This is a genomic window from Bradyrhizobium sp. HKCCYLRH3073 (assembly GCF_051167995.1).
Taxonomy (GTDB): domain Bacteria; phylum Pseudomonadota; class Alphaproteobacteria; order Rhizobiales; family Xanthobacteraceae; genus Bradyrhizobium.
This window is the reverse complement of record NZ_JBNPUD010000004.1, coordinates 154,789-168,140: the sequence shown is the minus strand read 5'-3', so window position 1 is coordinate 168,140 and position 13,352 is coordinate 154,789. Positions and strand designations below refer to the sequence as shown.

The window sequence follows — 13,352 nt, the reverse complement described above, 5'->3', positions numbered from 1 at the left end:
CTCAGACCTCCGGCTCCCAGCCGGGCGGCGCGAGTTCGAATCCTTCGAACATGAAGCCCGGCGCCACCGTGCAGCCGACGAGCGTCCAATCGCCGCTGCTCTCGGCGGCCTGCCAGGCATGGGCGGGCACCACCGCCTGCGGTTGCTGGCCGGCTGCGAGGTCGATGCCCAGCGTCGTCGTTTGCAGCGCCTGGCCTTCGGCGGCGATCCGCAAGGTCAGCGGTGCCCCGGCATAGAAGTGCCAGGTCTCGACTGCATCGACCCTGTGCCAATGCGAACGCTCGCCGCGCGCAAGCAGGAAATAGATCAGCGTCGATGCGGCGCGGCCGGAGGCGTCGACGGCCGGATCGCGAAACGTCTCGCGAAAATGTCCGCCCTCCGGATGCGGCTGCAGACCGAGACGCGCGATGATGTCGGCAGCCGAGAGCGTAGCCATCGTCCTCAGCCCTACGACTTGTTCTTGCGCTCGCGCAACTCGCCGAACACCTGCTCGGCGCTCGCGCCCTTCATGCGCAGCCGCAGCGCGACGGCCGGATCGTCGGCGCGCAGGAACACGTTGGTGCTCTTTTCGTCGCCGAGCAGCGACGGGATGGTCGGCCGGTTGGCGGCACGGAGCCGCGCCACCTCGTCGGCGCGGGCTTTCAGTGCCTCGTTGTCGCCGTCGACGGTGAGGGCGAATTTGACGTTCGATGCGGTGTATTCGTGGCCGCAATACAGCCTGAAATCGTCCGGCAGGGCGCGCAGCTTGAGCAGCGAGTCCCACATCATCGAATAGGTGCCCTCGAACACGCGGCCGCAGCCGACCGAGAACAGCGTGTCGGCCGCAAACAACGCCTTGTCGGCATCGAACACGTAGGAGACGTGGTCGAGCGTATGGCCTGGCGTTTCCAGCACGCGCGCGAGCAATTCGCCGATCTTCACGACATCGCCATGGGCGACTCGCAGATCGACGTTGGCGATCGCCGTCGTCTTGTCGTGCGGCGCGACGACCCGGCAGCCATATTTCTGCTTGAGCTCGGCGACGCCGCCGACGTGGTCGTGATGATGATGCGTGATCAGGATGTCGGTGAGCGTCCAGCCTTCGGCGTCCAACTGCCGGACGATCGGTCCGGCCTCGGGGGCGTCGATCGAGGCAGTCGCACCGGTCGCAGGGTCATGGATCAGATAGCCGAAATTGTCGGACAGGCAGGTGAAGGCGCGGATGTCGGCGGCCATGATGTCTCCGTCGGCGGGACCGGGCGAGGCACGATGGTCGCGCTCGCGATGCCAGAAGGTCGTGGAGGCGGAGCCCGGGCGCGGCGTTGCGGGCGGCCTCCGATGTGCCGGGCAGAGATATGGCGTTAACGCTGGAGGCGCAACGCAATATTGGGCGCGCGGCGGCGCGCGCCCGCATGATACATTGACGTCATGGACGTGATCGATCTGCGAAATTTCTATTCGGGTCGCCTCGGGATCGTCGCGCGGCTCCTGATCAACCGCGGTATCCGCGCGCGCTGGCCGAGCGCGGCCGGGCAGCGGGTGCTGGGCATCGGCTACCCCACGCCCTATCTCGGCTTGTTCCGCGAGGATTCCGAACGCTGCATCGCCTTCATGCCGGCGGCCCAGGGGGTGCTGAAATGGCCGACGGCACGGCCGACGCTGGCCTCGCTGGTGGACGAATTCTCGCTGCCGCTGCCTGATGCGGCGGTCGACCGCATCCTGATCGTGCATGCGCTGGAGATGTCGGACGACCCGGCCGGGCTGCTGCGCGAGATGTGGCGGGTGCTGGCGCCGGCGGGACGCATGATCATCGTGATCCCGAACCGGCGCGGCGTCTGGACGCGGACCGACAACACGCCGTTCGGCCATGGCCGGCCTTATTCGCGCTCGCAGATCACGCAGCTGCTGCGGCAGACCTGGTTCACGCCGACCGGCTGGGGCGAGGCGCTGTTCATGCCCCCGGTTGGCGGCTGGTTCCTGAAATCGGCGATGGCCTGGGAGCGCGTCGGCGCGGCGCTGTCGCTGCCGTTCGCCGGTGTCCACATCGTCGAGGCGACCAAGCAGGTCTACCGGGTGATCCCGGCGCGCCGCGAGCGCATCCGGCTGATCCCGCGGCTCGAACCGGTGCTGGCGCCGTCGCCGTCGGCCCCCGGATCCAGTGGCTCCGGTCGCCGCGAGGTCGGTCCGCCGTCGCGCGAGGGATGATCCCGGGCCGTTCTCCTGCGCGCCTCCCGCACAAAAAAACGGGTGGGCTCTGAGCCCACCCGTTTCGTCATGATGGAGCGTAATCGCTATTCGCCCGGATTGAGATCCTCGCTCGGCGCCGGTGCAGCAGCGGCCGCTTCAGTGCGCGGACCATGCGGACGCCGGCGGCGGCGCGGATAGCGCTCGGCAGCGCCCTCGAAGGCGGCCGGGGGATTGGCGATCTGCGGCTGCGGACCGGTGATGAAGGACGGCAGCCGATCGACGCCGCTGTCGGCGATGACGGGCTGGGGTTGCGGCTGCGGCTGGTACTGGACGGGCTGCGGACGCTCGCGGTGCTCGCGCGGCTCCCGCTCGCGATGCTCCCGCGGTTCACGGTGCTCCCGCGGCTCGCGGTGTTCGCGCGGCTCGCGATGCTCACGCGCTTCGCGATGCTCGCGTGGCTGCTGCTCGCGCTGATAGGGCTGGTTGTCGCCGCGCTCGCGCTGGCCGCCTTCGCGGTCGCGCATGAAGGGCTGGGGCTGAGGCTGCGGCTGGGCCGGAACGAAGCCGGGCTCCTGGCCGAAATGCGAGAAGCTCTCGCCGTCATCATCGAGGTCGTCGACGGTCAGGTCCTCGGTGTTGCGCGGCTGCTGCGGCTGGTTCTGGCGGAATTGCTCCTGCGCGGCGGCAATCAGGCGGAAATAGTGCTCGGCATGCTGGTAGTAATTTTCGGCGGCAACGGGGTCACCCGAGGAGCGGGCGTCGCGGGCAAGCTGGACATATTTCTCGGCGACATGAGAGGCTGTGCCGCGGATCTTGATGTCCGGCCCGTTGGACTCGAACACCCTGGTCAGCGGATTCTGGCCGCGCCGGTTATTATTGTTGTTACCGCTGTTCCGGTTGCGCATCCGCTTGTTGTTCTGACCGTTTCTCATGTCCTGCCTTTATTCCAACCCTGCGTTAGGAGCACCGATTGTCTGAGCACTGATTGTTATGCACTGATTGTTATCGGAATACCGAGAGCGTATTGAAATACCTTTGCTGGGCTCGGGCGCCTCGCGCGCGGTCCAAATGGTCCCATCCGACCCATGTCGGTTCCGACATGCCGGTTTGATCCATGCCGATGTGATCGACAGCCGATTCTCTCGACAAAAGCGCGTTCAAAACGCGTTCCCCACCCGCCAGCCCCTGGGACCGGCGAACCACGTCATTCAGCCAGCCAAGGCGACATGCGCCACGACCACCCAGTTTGCTTAGCGTAAGACCTCAAGTGCAAAGTCAGGCTTTCGTTCGCTTTGCAGTCGCGGGCTGCGCAGCCATCCGGCTCTCGCGCTCAGCAGATCTGCGTTCTGGAACCTATCGCCCGGCGTGGCTCTCTGGCATCTGACCGCGGCGGTGTTCCGTGAATACCGCTCGTCGTGGCCTGCACCGGTGCTGTGAATGGAACGTAGTCGCTCCCGGGGGATATTCCAAGAGCTTTTTCCGTATCCCCGGACCTTTACCGGAGCTTTTTTAGGCCCATGACGGTTCGGGGAATACCGGCCAGATCGGCCCGGATCGTGGAGGAATCGGCCGCCAGGCCAGCCCTCACCATCAATGCAGCGGCGCCGTCACTCTGGCCAAGCCCGACCTCCACGATGACAGCGCCGCCCGGCCGAAGCAGGGCCGCTGCCTGCGGGATCAGCGCGCGGTAGGCGTCGAGCCCGTCCTTGCCTCCGTCCAGTGCGCGCAGCGGATCATGACTGCGCACCTCGACGTCGAGCTCGCTGATCTCGGACGACGGAATGTAGGGCGGATTCGACACGATCAGGTCGAAGCCAGCGGACAGCGCTGCTGCATAGGAGCAGGCGACGAAGCCGGCGCGGTCGGCCAATCCGAGCGCGCGCGCATTGTCCCGCGCGGTGGCCAGCGCGCCCACGCTGATGTCGGTGCCGACGCCATGGGCCCGTGGCAGCTCGGACAGCAATGCCAGCAGGATCGCGCCGGAGCCGGTGCCGAGATCGGCGATGCGCAAGGGGCGCGTCAGGGCGCCGCCGGCGGCGAGATGCTCGAGTGCCAGTTCGACCACGGTCTCGGTGTCCGGCCGCGGCACCAGCGTATCCGCCGAGAGCTGCAGCGGCAGGCCCCAGAACTCCTTGGCTCCGAGGAGGCGCGCCACCGGCTCGCCGACCAGCCGGCGTTGCACCAGCGCTTCCAGACGCTGCGCATCCGCGTGGGATAGCTGCCGTTGGCCATGCATTACGAGACCGGTGAGGTCGAGCTGAAGCGCATGGCCCAGTAGCAGCCGCGCATCGAGCTCCGGCGAATCGAGACCGGCGGCCGCAAAGCGGGCCGCAACCGCGCGCCGCGCCGAGTCGATGTTTGCGCCGGCGATGATCTCGGTCATCGCCCGCGCTCTCTCCACGGGTCATCCCCGCGAACGCGGGGATCCATACGCCGTGCCGTTGCGAGGCGGAAGGTCGGAGTTGCAGCCTTTGCTAGCCACGGATGCCTGTGGTGATGGGTCCCGGCGTTCGCCGGGACGACAGCTGATGTGCCGCAACACGGTCGCGCTTCGGTTGGCAGCGCGCAGGCGCCGCTCACGCCGCAGCGCCCTGCGCGGCAAGCTGTGCCGCCTGATGCTCCGTCGTCAGCGCGTCGATCAGTTCGCCCAGCGCTTCGCCCGCGATCACCTGCGGCAGCTTGTAGAGCGTCAGGTTGATGCGGTGGTCGGTGACGCGCCCCTGCGGAAAATTATAGGTGCGGATGCGCTCCGAGCGGTCGCCGGAGCCGACCTTCTCCTTGCGCTCGGCCGAGCGCGCCGCGTCGACCTTCTGCCGCTCGGCGTCGTAGATGCGCGAGCGCAGGATGTTCATCGCCGAGGCGCGGTTCTTATGCTGCGAGCGGCTGTCCTGCATCATCACCACGATGCCGGTCGGAAGGTGGGTGATGCGGATCGCCGATTCGGTCTTGTTGACGTGCTGGCCGCCGGCGCCCTGCGCGCGCATGGTCTCGATGCGCAAATCGTCCTGCTTGATGTCGACGTCGACATCCTCGACCTCGGGCAGCACGGCGACCGTCGCCGCCGAGGTGTGGATGCGGCCCTGCGTCTCGGTATCCGGCACGCGCTGCACCCGGTGCACGCCGGATTCGAACTTCAGCTTGGCGAAGGCGCCGCGGCCCTGCACCTCGGCGATGATCTCCTTGTAGCCGCCGACGGTGCCTTCGGACGCCGAGATCACCTCGACCTTCCAGCCCTGCAGGGCGGCGAACCGTTCGTACATGCGGAACAGATCGCCGGCGAACAACGAGGCCTCGTCGCCGCCGGTGCCGGCGCGGATTTCGAGCACGACGTTGCGGTCGTCCATCGCATCCTTGGGCAGCAGCGCGACACGGATCTTCTGCTCGAGCTCGCCGCGGCGCGCGATCAGCTCGTCGCGCTCGGCCTCGGCCATCGCCCGCATCTCGGCATCGGTGGCGGGATCGGCGATCAGCGCCTCGGTGTCGGCGAGTTCTTTGACTCCTGCACGATAGGCCTTCACCGCGTCGATCAGCGGATTGAGCTCGGCCAGCTCGCGGGTGATCTGCACGTAGCGGTCGGAATTGACCTGGCCGAGCAGCTCCGCCTCGAGCGAGGCGTGATGCGCGAGCAGGACATCGAGTTTGGCTTCGGGAAGCGACGACATGTTGCAATCTGATCTAGGAGCAAACGATACGGACGGAAGGCGGCCGGCGCGACAGGCCGGCTACAGCGCGAGGCCTTCGCTCTCGGCGAACTCGGTCAGCTTCTGCCGCATCGAGAAGCTGCCGGCCGGCGCGGCCAGCCATTCGGCCATCTTCGTCGCCGCCTTGCCGGCGTCGAGTTCGAGGATCATCGCCTTCACAGGGCCGTGCGCGGTGGCCGACAACGACAGCGAGCGGTAGCCGAGCGCGATCAGCGCCAATGCGCCGATCGGCTTGGAGGCCATCTCGCCGCACAGTGACACCGACCGTTTCGCCGCCTTGGCCTTGTGCACGATCTGCTGCAACGCCCGCAGGATCGGCGTCGACAGCGTGTCGAAGCGCTCGGAGACCTTGGCGTTGCCGCGATCGACCGCGAACAGGAACTGGAACAGGTCGTTCGAGCCGACCGAGATGAAATCGACCTTCGAAAGCAGCTCGTCGAGCTGATACAGCAGCGCCGGGACCTCGAGCATGGTGCCGACGTCGACGCGCTCCGGCAGCGTATGGCCGTGCTGGCGCAGATAGGTCAGCTCGCGCTCGACGATCGCCTTGGCCGTGTCGAACTCGGCGACTTCCGAGATCATCGGGAACATGATGCGCAGCGAGCGGCCGCCGCCGGCGCGCAGCAGCGCCCGGATCTGGCCGCGCAGCAGGCCCGGACGGTCGAGGCCGAGGCGGATCGCGCGCCATCCGAGCGCCGGATTCTCCTCGATCACGGTCTCCATGTAGGGCAGAGCCTTGTCGCCGCCGATGTCGAGCGTGCGGAACGTGACCGGCTTGTGGCCGGCGGCGTCGAGCACCGTGCGATACAGCGCCAGCTGGTCGCTGGAGCGCGGCAGGCTGGCGGACACCATGAACTGCAACTCGGTGCGGAACAGGCCGATGCCGGCGCTGCCGGTGTCCTCGATATGCGGCAGGTCGATGACCAGGCCGGCATTGATCATCAGCTCGACCGGCTGGCCGTCCTTGGTCACGCAGGGCTTGTTGCGCAGCTCGCCATATTGCGCCTGGCGGCGGGCGCGGAAGCGCACCCGTTCGGCATAGGCGGATTCGATCTCGGAGGACGGCCGAACGTAGATCGAGCCCGACGTGCCATCGACGATGATGGCGTCGCCGGGATCGGCGATGCCCGGCGCGTTCGGCACCTCGCCGACGGCGGGAATGCCGAGCGCACGCGCCACGATCGCGACATGCGAGTTGGCGGTGCCTTCCTCGAGCACGAGGCCGCGCAGCCGTTTGCGGTCGTAGTCGAGCAGCGCCGCCGGACCCATCGCGCGCGCAATCAGGATGGCATTGTCGGGCAGATGCTCACGACGCGGCGCGTGGTCCTGGCCCACCAGCTGGCGCAGCAGCCGGTAGCCGAGATCCTCGAGATCGTGCAGGCGCTCGCGCAGATACGGATCGGTCGAGCGCAGCATGCGGGCGCGGGTGTCGGACTGCACGCGCTCGACGGCGGCTTCGGCCGTGAGGCCGGTCGCCACCGCCTCGTGCAGCTTGTGCGACCAGCCCTGATCGTTGGCGAACATGCGATAGGCTTCGAGCACCTCGCGGTGCTCGCCGCCGTCGGCGACGTCACCGCGCTCCAGCATGCGGTCGAGGTCGGCGCGCAGCTTGAGCAGCGCGGCGTCGAGCCGCTTGATCTCCTTGGGCAGGTCCTCGGCGATGTAGTTGTTGATGACGACGCGCGGCTCGTGCAGCACGACATGGCCGAGCGCGATGCCATCGGACAGCACCGTGCCGGTCTTGTGGATCGAGTGCCGCGCCGCCGGCTCGGCGCCGGGCTGGGCGAGCGCTGCGAGCTCGCCGGAGGCGATCATCTCGGCGAGCACCATCGCGGTGGTCTGCAGCGCCTCGACCTCTTCCTCGACATAGGTGCGCTTGGCGCGGTTCTGCACCACCAGCACGCCGAGCGTGTTGCCGGCGCGCAGGATCGGCACGCCGAGGAAGGAGTGGTAGATCTCCTCGCCGGTCTCCGGACGATACGAGAAGGCGGGATGGCTCTGCGCGTCGTTCAGGTTGAGCGGCGTGGCCTCGCTGGCGACGAGGCCGACAAGGCCCTCATGCGCGCTCAGCACGGTCATGTGCACGGCGTCGCGGTTCAGACCTTCGGTAGCGTAGAGCTCGAGCGTGTTGTCGACGCGCAGCACATAGACCGAGCAGACCTCAGCGACCATGTTGGCCGCGATCAGCACCACGATCTTGTCGAGCCGCTCCTGTGCCGAGACCTGCTCCGCCATGGTCTCGCGAAGCCGTCTGAGCAGGACGCGGGGGCCTCCCGACGCGCTTCGCATGTGGCACAATCCCCCTTCCTGGGGCCAGCCCGGCACGCGGCCGGATCTGGCGCTAGACTCGCGGCATCGAACAGCTTTCTCGATTCGGCACTATCGCACGCTCAGAGTGCCGGCCCGAACCAGAACAACCATCACTGGAGCACAGTTTGCGGCTGCCATCCTGCGATGGCGTATAGCGAATTAGGGCTTGTTTTGCCAAGCAAAACGCCTGCCACCGCGGGCGGCGTCAACGGCTTTCGAACGATCTTCGGCCCGTCCCGCTGTCACATAACGGGACAGGTGTGGTCGCGGAGGAGGATTTTCTAGGCCTGGTCCAGTCCGTAGAGCGTATGCAGCGTGCGGACGGCGAGCTCGGTGTAGGCGGCGTCGATCAGCACCGAGAACTTGATCTCGGAGGTCGTGATCGCACGGATGTTGATGTTGCGGGCGGCGAGCGCGGCAAATCCCTTGGCGGCGACGCCGGCATGGCTGCGCATGCCCGAGCCGATCACCGAGACCTTGGCAACGTCGGTCGCGGTATCCAGGCGCTGATAGCCGATCTTGTCCTTGGCCGCCGTGATGGTCTCGCGCGCGCGATTGTAATCGGTGGCCGGCACCGTGAAGGTGAGATCGGTGGTCTTGCCGTCTTCGGAGACGTTCTGGACGATCATGTCGACGTTGATGTTGGCATCCGCCAGTGGTCCGAAGATCGAGGCGGCAACACCCGGCTTGTCCTCGATCTGGCGCACCGAGATCTGGGCCTCGTCCTTGGAGAAGGCGATGCCGGTCACGACGTGATTTTCCATGATTTGTTCCTCGCTGCAGATCAGCGTCCCCGGCGGCTGGTTGGCGTGCGGGTCGATATCCTCGGGCTTGTCGAATGAGGAGCGGACAAAGATCGGCATGTTGTGGACCATGCCCAGTTCCACCGAGCGGACCTGGAGCACCTTGGCGCCCTGGGACGCCAGCTCCAGCATGTCCTCGAAGGCGATCTTGTCGAGCCGCTTGGCCTTCGGCACCACCCGGGGATCGGTGGTATAGACGCCGTCGACGTCGGTATAGATGTCGCAGCGGTCTGCCTTGATGGCGGCCGCGATCGCCACCGCCGAGGTGTCCGAGCCGCCGCGGCCGAGCGTGGTGATTCGCCCGGTTTCGGCGTTGATGCCCTGGAAGCCGGCGATGACCGCGACCTCCTTGCGGTCGCGAAAGCGCTGGATCAGCTCGGAGCCGTCGATATCGACGATTCGCGCCGAGGCATGGGCATCGCTGGTCTTGATCGGGATCTGCCAGCCCTGCCACGAGCGGGCCTGGATGCCCATGCCCTGCAGCACGATCGCCAGCAGGCCGGACGTGACCTGCTCGCCCGAGGCCACGACGGCGTCGTATTCGCGCGCATCGTGCATCGGCGACGCCTCGGTGCACCAGGCGACCAGTTCGTTGGTCTTGCCCGACATCGCCGAGACGACAACGGCGACCTCATGACCGGCATCGACCTCGCGCTTGACGTGGCGCGCGACGTTGCGGATGCGGTCGATGTTGGCGACGGAGGTGCCGCCGAATTTCAGCACGAGGCGACCCATGACGACGCGCTCATTCCCATCAGGAGGATAAGTTGACCGACTGAGCGCGAAACCGGAGGCGCGCCAGCCGAAACGCGCGTATACATAGCGCCGCGGCTGGGGGCAAGACGGTTCCTTGTGGTGACAGGGTCAGGTTACAGGGTCAGGTTAGAGGCTTGGAATGGCGCGTTACATCGACGAAATCCTGCAACCCGGCGAGAAGGTGCTGTATTCGACCAATGCGCACTGGATGTTCTACCTTCCGGCGATCGGGGCCTGGATCGTCGTGTTCGGATTGCTCGTCCTCACCCGCATGACCGTGAACGACAATCTGGTCATGCTGTGCCTGGCCACCGCCGCCGTCATCGCCATTGTTGCGCTGTATTGGACGGTCCGGGCCTGGTTCCATCGTCTCACCACCGAGACGGACGTCACCAATCGCCGCGTCGTGCACAAAACCGGTTTCATCAAGCGCCGTACCTTCGAGATGGCCCTCGACAAGGTCGAGAGCGTCGACGTCAACCAGACCATCATGGGACGGGTTCTCAATTACGGCGATGTCACCATCTTGGGTGTGGGCGAGGGCAAGGAAACCATTTCGACCATCGCGGAGCCGCTGGCGTTCCGGAACGCCATCACGGCGCGTTAGCCCGGTACGGCGCCGCAGCTTCGATCATTGAGTATTCAGCGATGACAATGCCTCAGGATTCCCGCAGCCCTTCTGTTCCCTCCGGCTCGACCGTCGATCCGGCCGAGATCGCGAAGTTCTCGAAACTGTCCGAGACCTGGTGGGACCCGAAGGGCAAGATGGCGCCCCTGCACAAGATCAACCCGCTGCGCCTGACCTATATCCGCGATGCCGCCTGCCGGAAATTCGAGCGCAACGCCAAGAGCCTCAACTGCCTGTCGGGGCTGCGCATGCTCGACATCGGCTGCGGCGCGGGATTGCTGTGCGAGCCGTTCACACGGCTGGGCGCGCAGGTCGTCGGCGTCGACCCTTCGGCCAGCAACATTGCCGCTGCCAGGCTGCATGCCGAGAAGGGGCATCTGTCGATCGACTACCGCTGCACCACGATCGAGGAGATGGACCCGCGCGAGCGCTTCGACATCGTGCTGGCGATGGAGGTCGTCGAGCACGTCACCGACGTCAGTGCCTTCCTCGGCCGCTGTGCCGCGGTGCTGAAGCCGGGCGGCATGATGGTGGTCTCGACCCTGAACCGCAACTGGAAGAGCTTTGCGCTCGCCATCGTCGGCGCCGAATACGTGCTGCGCTGGCTGCCGCGCGGCACGCACGAGTGGAGCAAGTTCGTCACGCCGGACGAACTGACCAAATACCTGCTCGACAACCGCCTGGTCATCACCGAGCAGAGCGGCGTCGTCTACAGCCCCTTCGCCGACCGCTGGAGCCTGTCGACCGACATGGACGTGAACTACATGGTGGTCGCCGAGCAGATGGTCTAGCCGGCGCGGTGTGCCCGGCTGCCGCTCCACAACCGGTGTCGATGGGGTGCGATCCCGCGCCACATCCGGCGATTGCCGGCGTCGGCCGCGCTCACGCCGTCCGATCCGCCAGCCCCACCGCCCACAGTGCGAACGCATAGACGATTGCGACCTCATCCAGCCGGTTGAAGCGCCCGGAGGCGCCGCCGTGGCCGGCGCCCATGTTGGTGCGCAGGAGGACCGGCCCGCCACCGGTCATCGTCGCGCGCAGCCGCGCGATCCACTTTGCCGGCTCCCAATAGGTGACGCGCGGGTCCGTCAGGCCGGCCATGGCCAGGATCGCCGGATAGTCCTTGGCCGCGACGTTCTCATACGGCGAGTAGGACAGGATGGTGCGGAAATCCGTCTCGCTCTCGATCGGGTTGCCCCATTCGGGCCATTCCGGCGGCGTCAGCGGCAGGGTGTCGTCGAGCATCGTATTCAGCACGTCGACGAACGGCACCTCGGCGACGATGCCGGCGAACAGCTCACCTGCGCGGTTGGCGACCGCGCCCATCAGCATGCCGCCGGCACTGCCGCCATGGCCGACGATGCGCTTCGCGCTGGTGTAGTTGGCCGCGATCAGCGCCCGCGCGCAGGCCGCGAAATCATCGAAACTGTTGGTCTTCTTCTCGCGCTTGCCGTCGAGGTACCAGCCCCAGCCCTTGTCGGTGCCGCCGCGGATATGGGCGATGGCGTAGACGAAGCCGCGGTCGACCAGCGACAGCCGGTTGGTGCTGAAAGACGCCGGCATCGCATGCCCATAGGAGCCGTAGCCATAGAGCAGCAGCGGCGCCGAGCCGTCGGCCTTGAAGTCGCGCCGGTGCAGCAGCGACACCGGCACCTCGGCGCCATCATCGGCCTTCGCCATGATGCGCGTGGTGACGTAGTCGGCGGGATTGTGCCCGGACGGAATCTCCTGGCGCTTGCGCAAGGTTTTCGCGCGCGTCACCATGTCGTAGTCCCACACCTCCGACGGCGTCGTCATCGACGAATAGGCAAAGCGCAGGTTGGTCGTATCGAACTCGTAGGAGCCCATCGCGTCGAGCGAATAGGCGCCCTCGTCGAAGGCGATCGCGTGCTCCTCGCCGGATGTCAGGTCGCGGATCACGATCGACGGCAGCGCGTTGGCGCGCTCCAGTCGCACCAGATGGCCCGCATAGAGATCGTGGTCGAGCACGTAGATGCCGGCGCGGTGCGGAATGAGGTCGCGCCAGTTGGCGCGCCCGGGCGCGGACAGCGGCGCGGTGACGATCTTGAAGTCGATCGCGCCATCGGCATTGGTCAGGATGAACAGCTCGTCGCCGCGGTCGGCGATCGAATATTGCACGCCGTTCTCGCGGGCGGCGATGAGCCGCGGCGGCGCCTCGGGATGGTCGAGATCGATCAGCCGCTGCTCGGAGGTCTCATGGTCGCCGCCGGCGATGACGCAGAACCGGCCCGAGGTCGACTCGTGCACATGGGTGAACCAGCCGGTGTCCTTCTCCTCGTACACCAGCACGTCATCGGCCTGCCTGGTGCCGAGCCTGTGCCGCCACACCTGCATCGGGCGGTGGTTGTCGTCGAGCTTGACGTAGAAGAAGCTTTTGCAGTCGCGCGACCACACCGCGCCGCCGTCGGTCTCCTCGACGATGTCGGCGAGGTCATCGCCGCCATCCCAGTCGCGCACGCGGATGGTGAAATATTCCGAGCCCTTGGTGTCGGCGCTCCACGCCACGCGCTTGTGGTCGTGCGAATGCCGGCTGCCGCCGAACTTGAAATACTCATGCCCGCGCGCCAGCGCGTCGCCGTCGAGCCCGATCGTCTCCGCCCCGCCGTTGCGCGGCGTCCGGCAGAACAATTCGTGCTGGCCGCCCTCGCGGTACTTGCGGAAATAAGCGTAGGGCCCGTCCGGCGACGGCACCGAGGAATCGTCCTCCTTGATGCGGCCGCGCATCTCCGCGACGAGCTTCTTCTGCAGCGGTGAGGTGTGGCCGAGCACGGATTCCGCATAGGCGTTCTCGGCTTCGAGATAGGCGCGGATATCAGCATCCAGCAGCGACGGATCGTGCAGCACCTCCTGCCAGCGCGCGTCTTTCAGCCACGCATAGTCGTCCTGCACGGTGATGCCGTGGCGGGTGAAGCTGTGCTGATGGCGCGGCGCCACCGGCGCTGTTTTGCTGCTGTCTGTCATCTCGTC

Annotated in this window: 11 protein-coding genes; 3 read left to right on the top strand and 8 right to left on the bottom strand. The window is 66.7% G+C overall.

Annotated features, from left to right (window positions below):
* Position 1 precedes the first annotated feature (1 nt).
* Positions 2-436 (bottom strand): cupin domain-containing protein, encoded by a 435-nt coding sequence (locus ACQR1X_RS11750; RefSeq protein WP_316215284.1) that lies wholly within the window; start codon positions 434-436, stop codon positions 2-4.
* Positions 437-447: 11 nt separating this feature from the next.
* Entirely contained in the window at positions 448-1,215 is a 768-nt protein-coding gene (gene gloB / locus ACQR1X_RS11745; RefSeq protein WP_316215283.1) for a hydroxyacylglutathione hydrolase, read from the bottom strand.
* A gap of 192 nt (positions 1,216-1,407) precedes the next feature.
* Here gloB and ACQR1X_RS11740 point away from each other — a divergent pair, with 192 nt between their 5' ends.
* Positions 1,408-2,184 (top strand): class I SAM-dependent methyltransferase, encoded by a 777-nt coding sequence (locus ACQR1X_RS11740; RefSeq protein WP_434898883.1) that lies wholly within the window; start codon positions 1,408-1,410, stop codon positions 2,182-2,184.
* An 86-nt stretch (positions 2,185-2,270) separates the two neighbouring features.
* On the opposite strand, the gene ACQR1X_RS11735 is transcribed toward ACQR1X_RS11740, so the two are convergent.
* The 5 genes from ACQR1X_RS11735 to ACQR1X_RS11715 all read right to left on the bottom strand — a co-directional run bounded on the left by ACQR1X_RS11735 (position 2,271) and on the right by ACQR1X_RS11715 (position 9,715).
* A complete protein-coding gene (locus tag ACQR1X_RS11735) occupies positions 2,271-3,098 on the bottom strand; it encodes a DUF4167 domain-containing protein (RefSeq protein ID WP_315801739.1) in 828 nt (275 codons plus the stop codon).
* Between the two features lie 563 nt (positions 3,099-3,661).
* Positions 3,662-4,549 carry a peptide chain release factor N(5)-glutamine methyltransferase gene (gene prmC, locus ACQR1X_RS11730; RefSeq protein ID WP_434898882.1) on the bottom strand — a complete coding sequence of 296 codons (888 nt, stop codon included), beginning with the start codon at positions 4,547-4,549 and terminating at the stop codon, positions 3,662-3,664.
* Positions 4,550-4,742: 193 nt separating this feature from the next.
* Positions 4,743-5,828 carry a peptide chain release factor 1 gene (gene prfA, locus ACQR1X_RS11725; protein WP_315801737.1) on the bottom strand — a complete coding sequence of 362 codons (1,086 nt, stop codon included), beginning with the start codon at positions 5,826-5,828 and terminating at the stop codon, positions 4,743-4,745.
* 60 nt (positions 5,829-5,888) lie between these two features.
* On the bottom strand, positions 5,889-8,156 hold the full coding sequence (ptsP, locus tag ACQR1X_RS11720; RefSeq protein WP_315715187.1) for a phosphoenolpyruvate--protein phosphotransferase: 2,268 nt from the start codon (positions 8,154-8,156) through the stop codon (positions 5,889-5,891).
* Between the two features lie 302 nt (positions 8,157-8,458).
* Positions 8,459-9,715 (bottom strand): aspartate kinase, encoded by a 1,257-nt coding sequence (locus ACQR1X_RS11715; RefSeq protein ID WP_315801736.1) that lies wholly within the window; start codon positions 9,713-9,715, stop codon positions 8,459-8,461.
* 160 nt (positions 9,716-9,875) lie between these two features.
* Between ACQR1X_RS11715 and ACQR1X_RS11710 the strand changes: the two genes are divergently transcribed.
* Both ACQR1X_RS11710 and ubiG read left to right on the top strand, forming a co-directional pair.
* A complete protein-coding gene (locus ACQR1X_RS11710; RefSeq protein WP_315801735.1) occupies positions 9,876-10,343 on the top strand; it encodes a PH domain-containing protein in 468 nt (155 codons plus the stop codon).
* 47 nt (positions 10,344-10,390) lie between these two features.
* Positions 10,391-11,155 (top strand): bifunctional 2-polyprenyl-6-hydroxyphenol methylase/3-demethylubiquinol 3-O-methyltransferase UbiG, encoded by a 765-nt coding sequence (ubiG, locus tag ACQR1X_RS11705; protein ID WP_409997904.1) that lies wholly within the window; start codon positions 10,391-10,393, stop codon positions 11,153-11,155.
* A 91-nt stretch (positions 11,156-11,246) separates the two neighbouring features.
* On the opposite strand, the gene ACQR1X_RS11700 is transcribed toward ubiG, so the two are convergent.
* A complete protein-coding gene (locus ACQR1X_RS11700; protein ID WP_434898881.1) occupies positions 11,247-13,346 on the bottom strand; it encodes a S9 family peptidase in 2,100 nt (699 codons plus the stop codon).
* Positions 13,347-13,352: the final 6 nt, after the last annotated feature.

Excerpts from the sequence above, each read along its gene's own strand:
- ACQR1X_RS11750 (WP_316215284.1), bottom strand. The coding sequence starts at position 436 with ATGGCTACGCTCTCGGCTGCCGACATCATCGCGCGTCTCGGTCTGCAG.
- gloB (WP_316215283.1), bottom strand. The coding sequence starts at position 1,215 with ATGGCCGCCGACATCCGCGCCTTCACCTGCCTGTCCGACAATTTCGGC.
- ACQR1X_RS11740 (WP_434898883.1), top strand. The coding sequence starts at position 1,408 with ATGGACGTGATCGATCTGCGAAATTTCTATTCGGGTCGCCTCGGGATC.
- ACQR1X_RS11735 (WP_315801739.1), bottom strand. The coding sequence starts at position 3,098 with ATGAGAAACGGTCAGAACAACAAGCGGATGCGCAACCGGAACAGCGGT.
- prmC (WP_434898882.1), bottom strand. The coding sequence starts at position 4,549 with ATGACCGAGATCATCGCCGGCGCAAACATCGACTCGGCGCGGCGCGCG.
- prfA (WP_315801737.1), bottom strand. The coding sequence starts at position 5,828 with ATGTCGTCGCTTCCCGAAGCCAAACTCGATGTCCTGCTCGCGCATCAC.
- ptsP (WP_315715187.1), bottom strand. The coding sequence starts at position 8,156 with ATGCGAAGCGCGTCGGGAGGCCCCCGCGTCCTGCTCAGACGGCTTCGC.
- ACQR1X_RS11715 (WP_315801736.1), bottom strand. The coding sequence starts at position 9,715 with ATGGGTCGCCTCGTGCTGAAATTCGGCGGCACCTCCGTCGCCAACATC.
- ACQR1X_RS11710 (WP_315801735.1), top strand. The coding sequence starts at position 9,876 with ATGGCGCGTTACATCGACGAAATCCTGCAACCCGGCGAGAAGGTGCTG.
- ubiG (WP_409997904.1), top strand. The coding sequence starts at position 10,391 with ATGCCTCAGGATTCCCGCAGCCCTTCTGTTCCCTCCGGCTCGACCGTC.
- ACQR1X_RS11700 (WP_434898881.1), bottom strand. The coding sequence starts at position 13,346 with ATGACAGACAGCAGCAAAACAGCGCCGGTGGCGCCGCGCCATCAGCAC.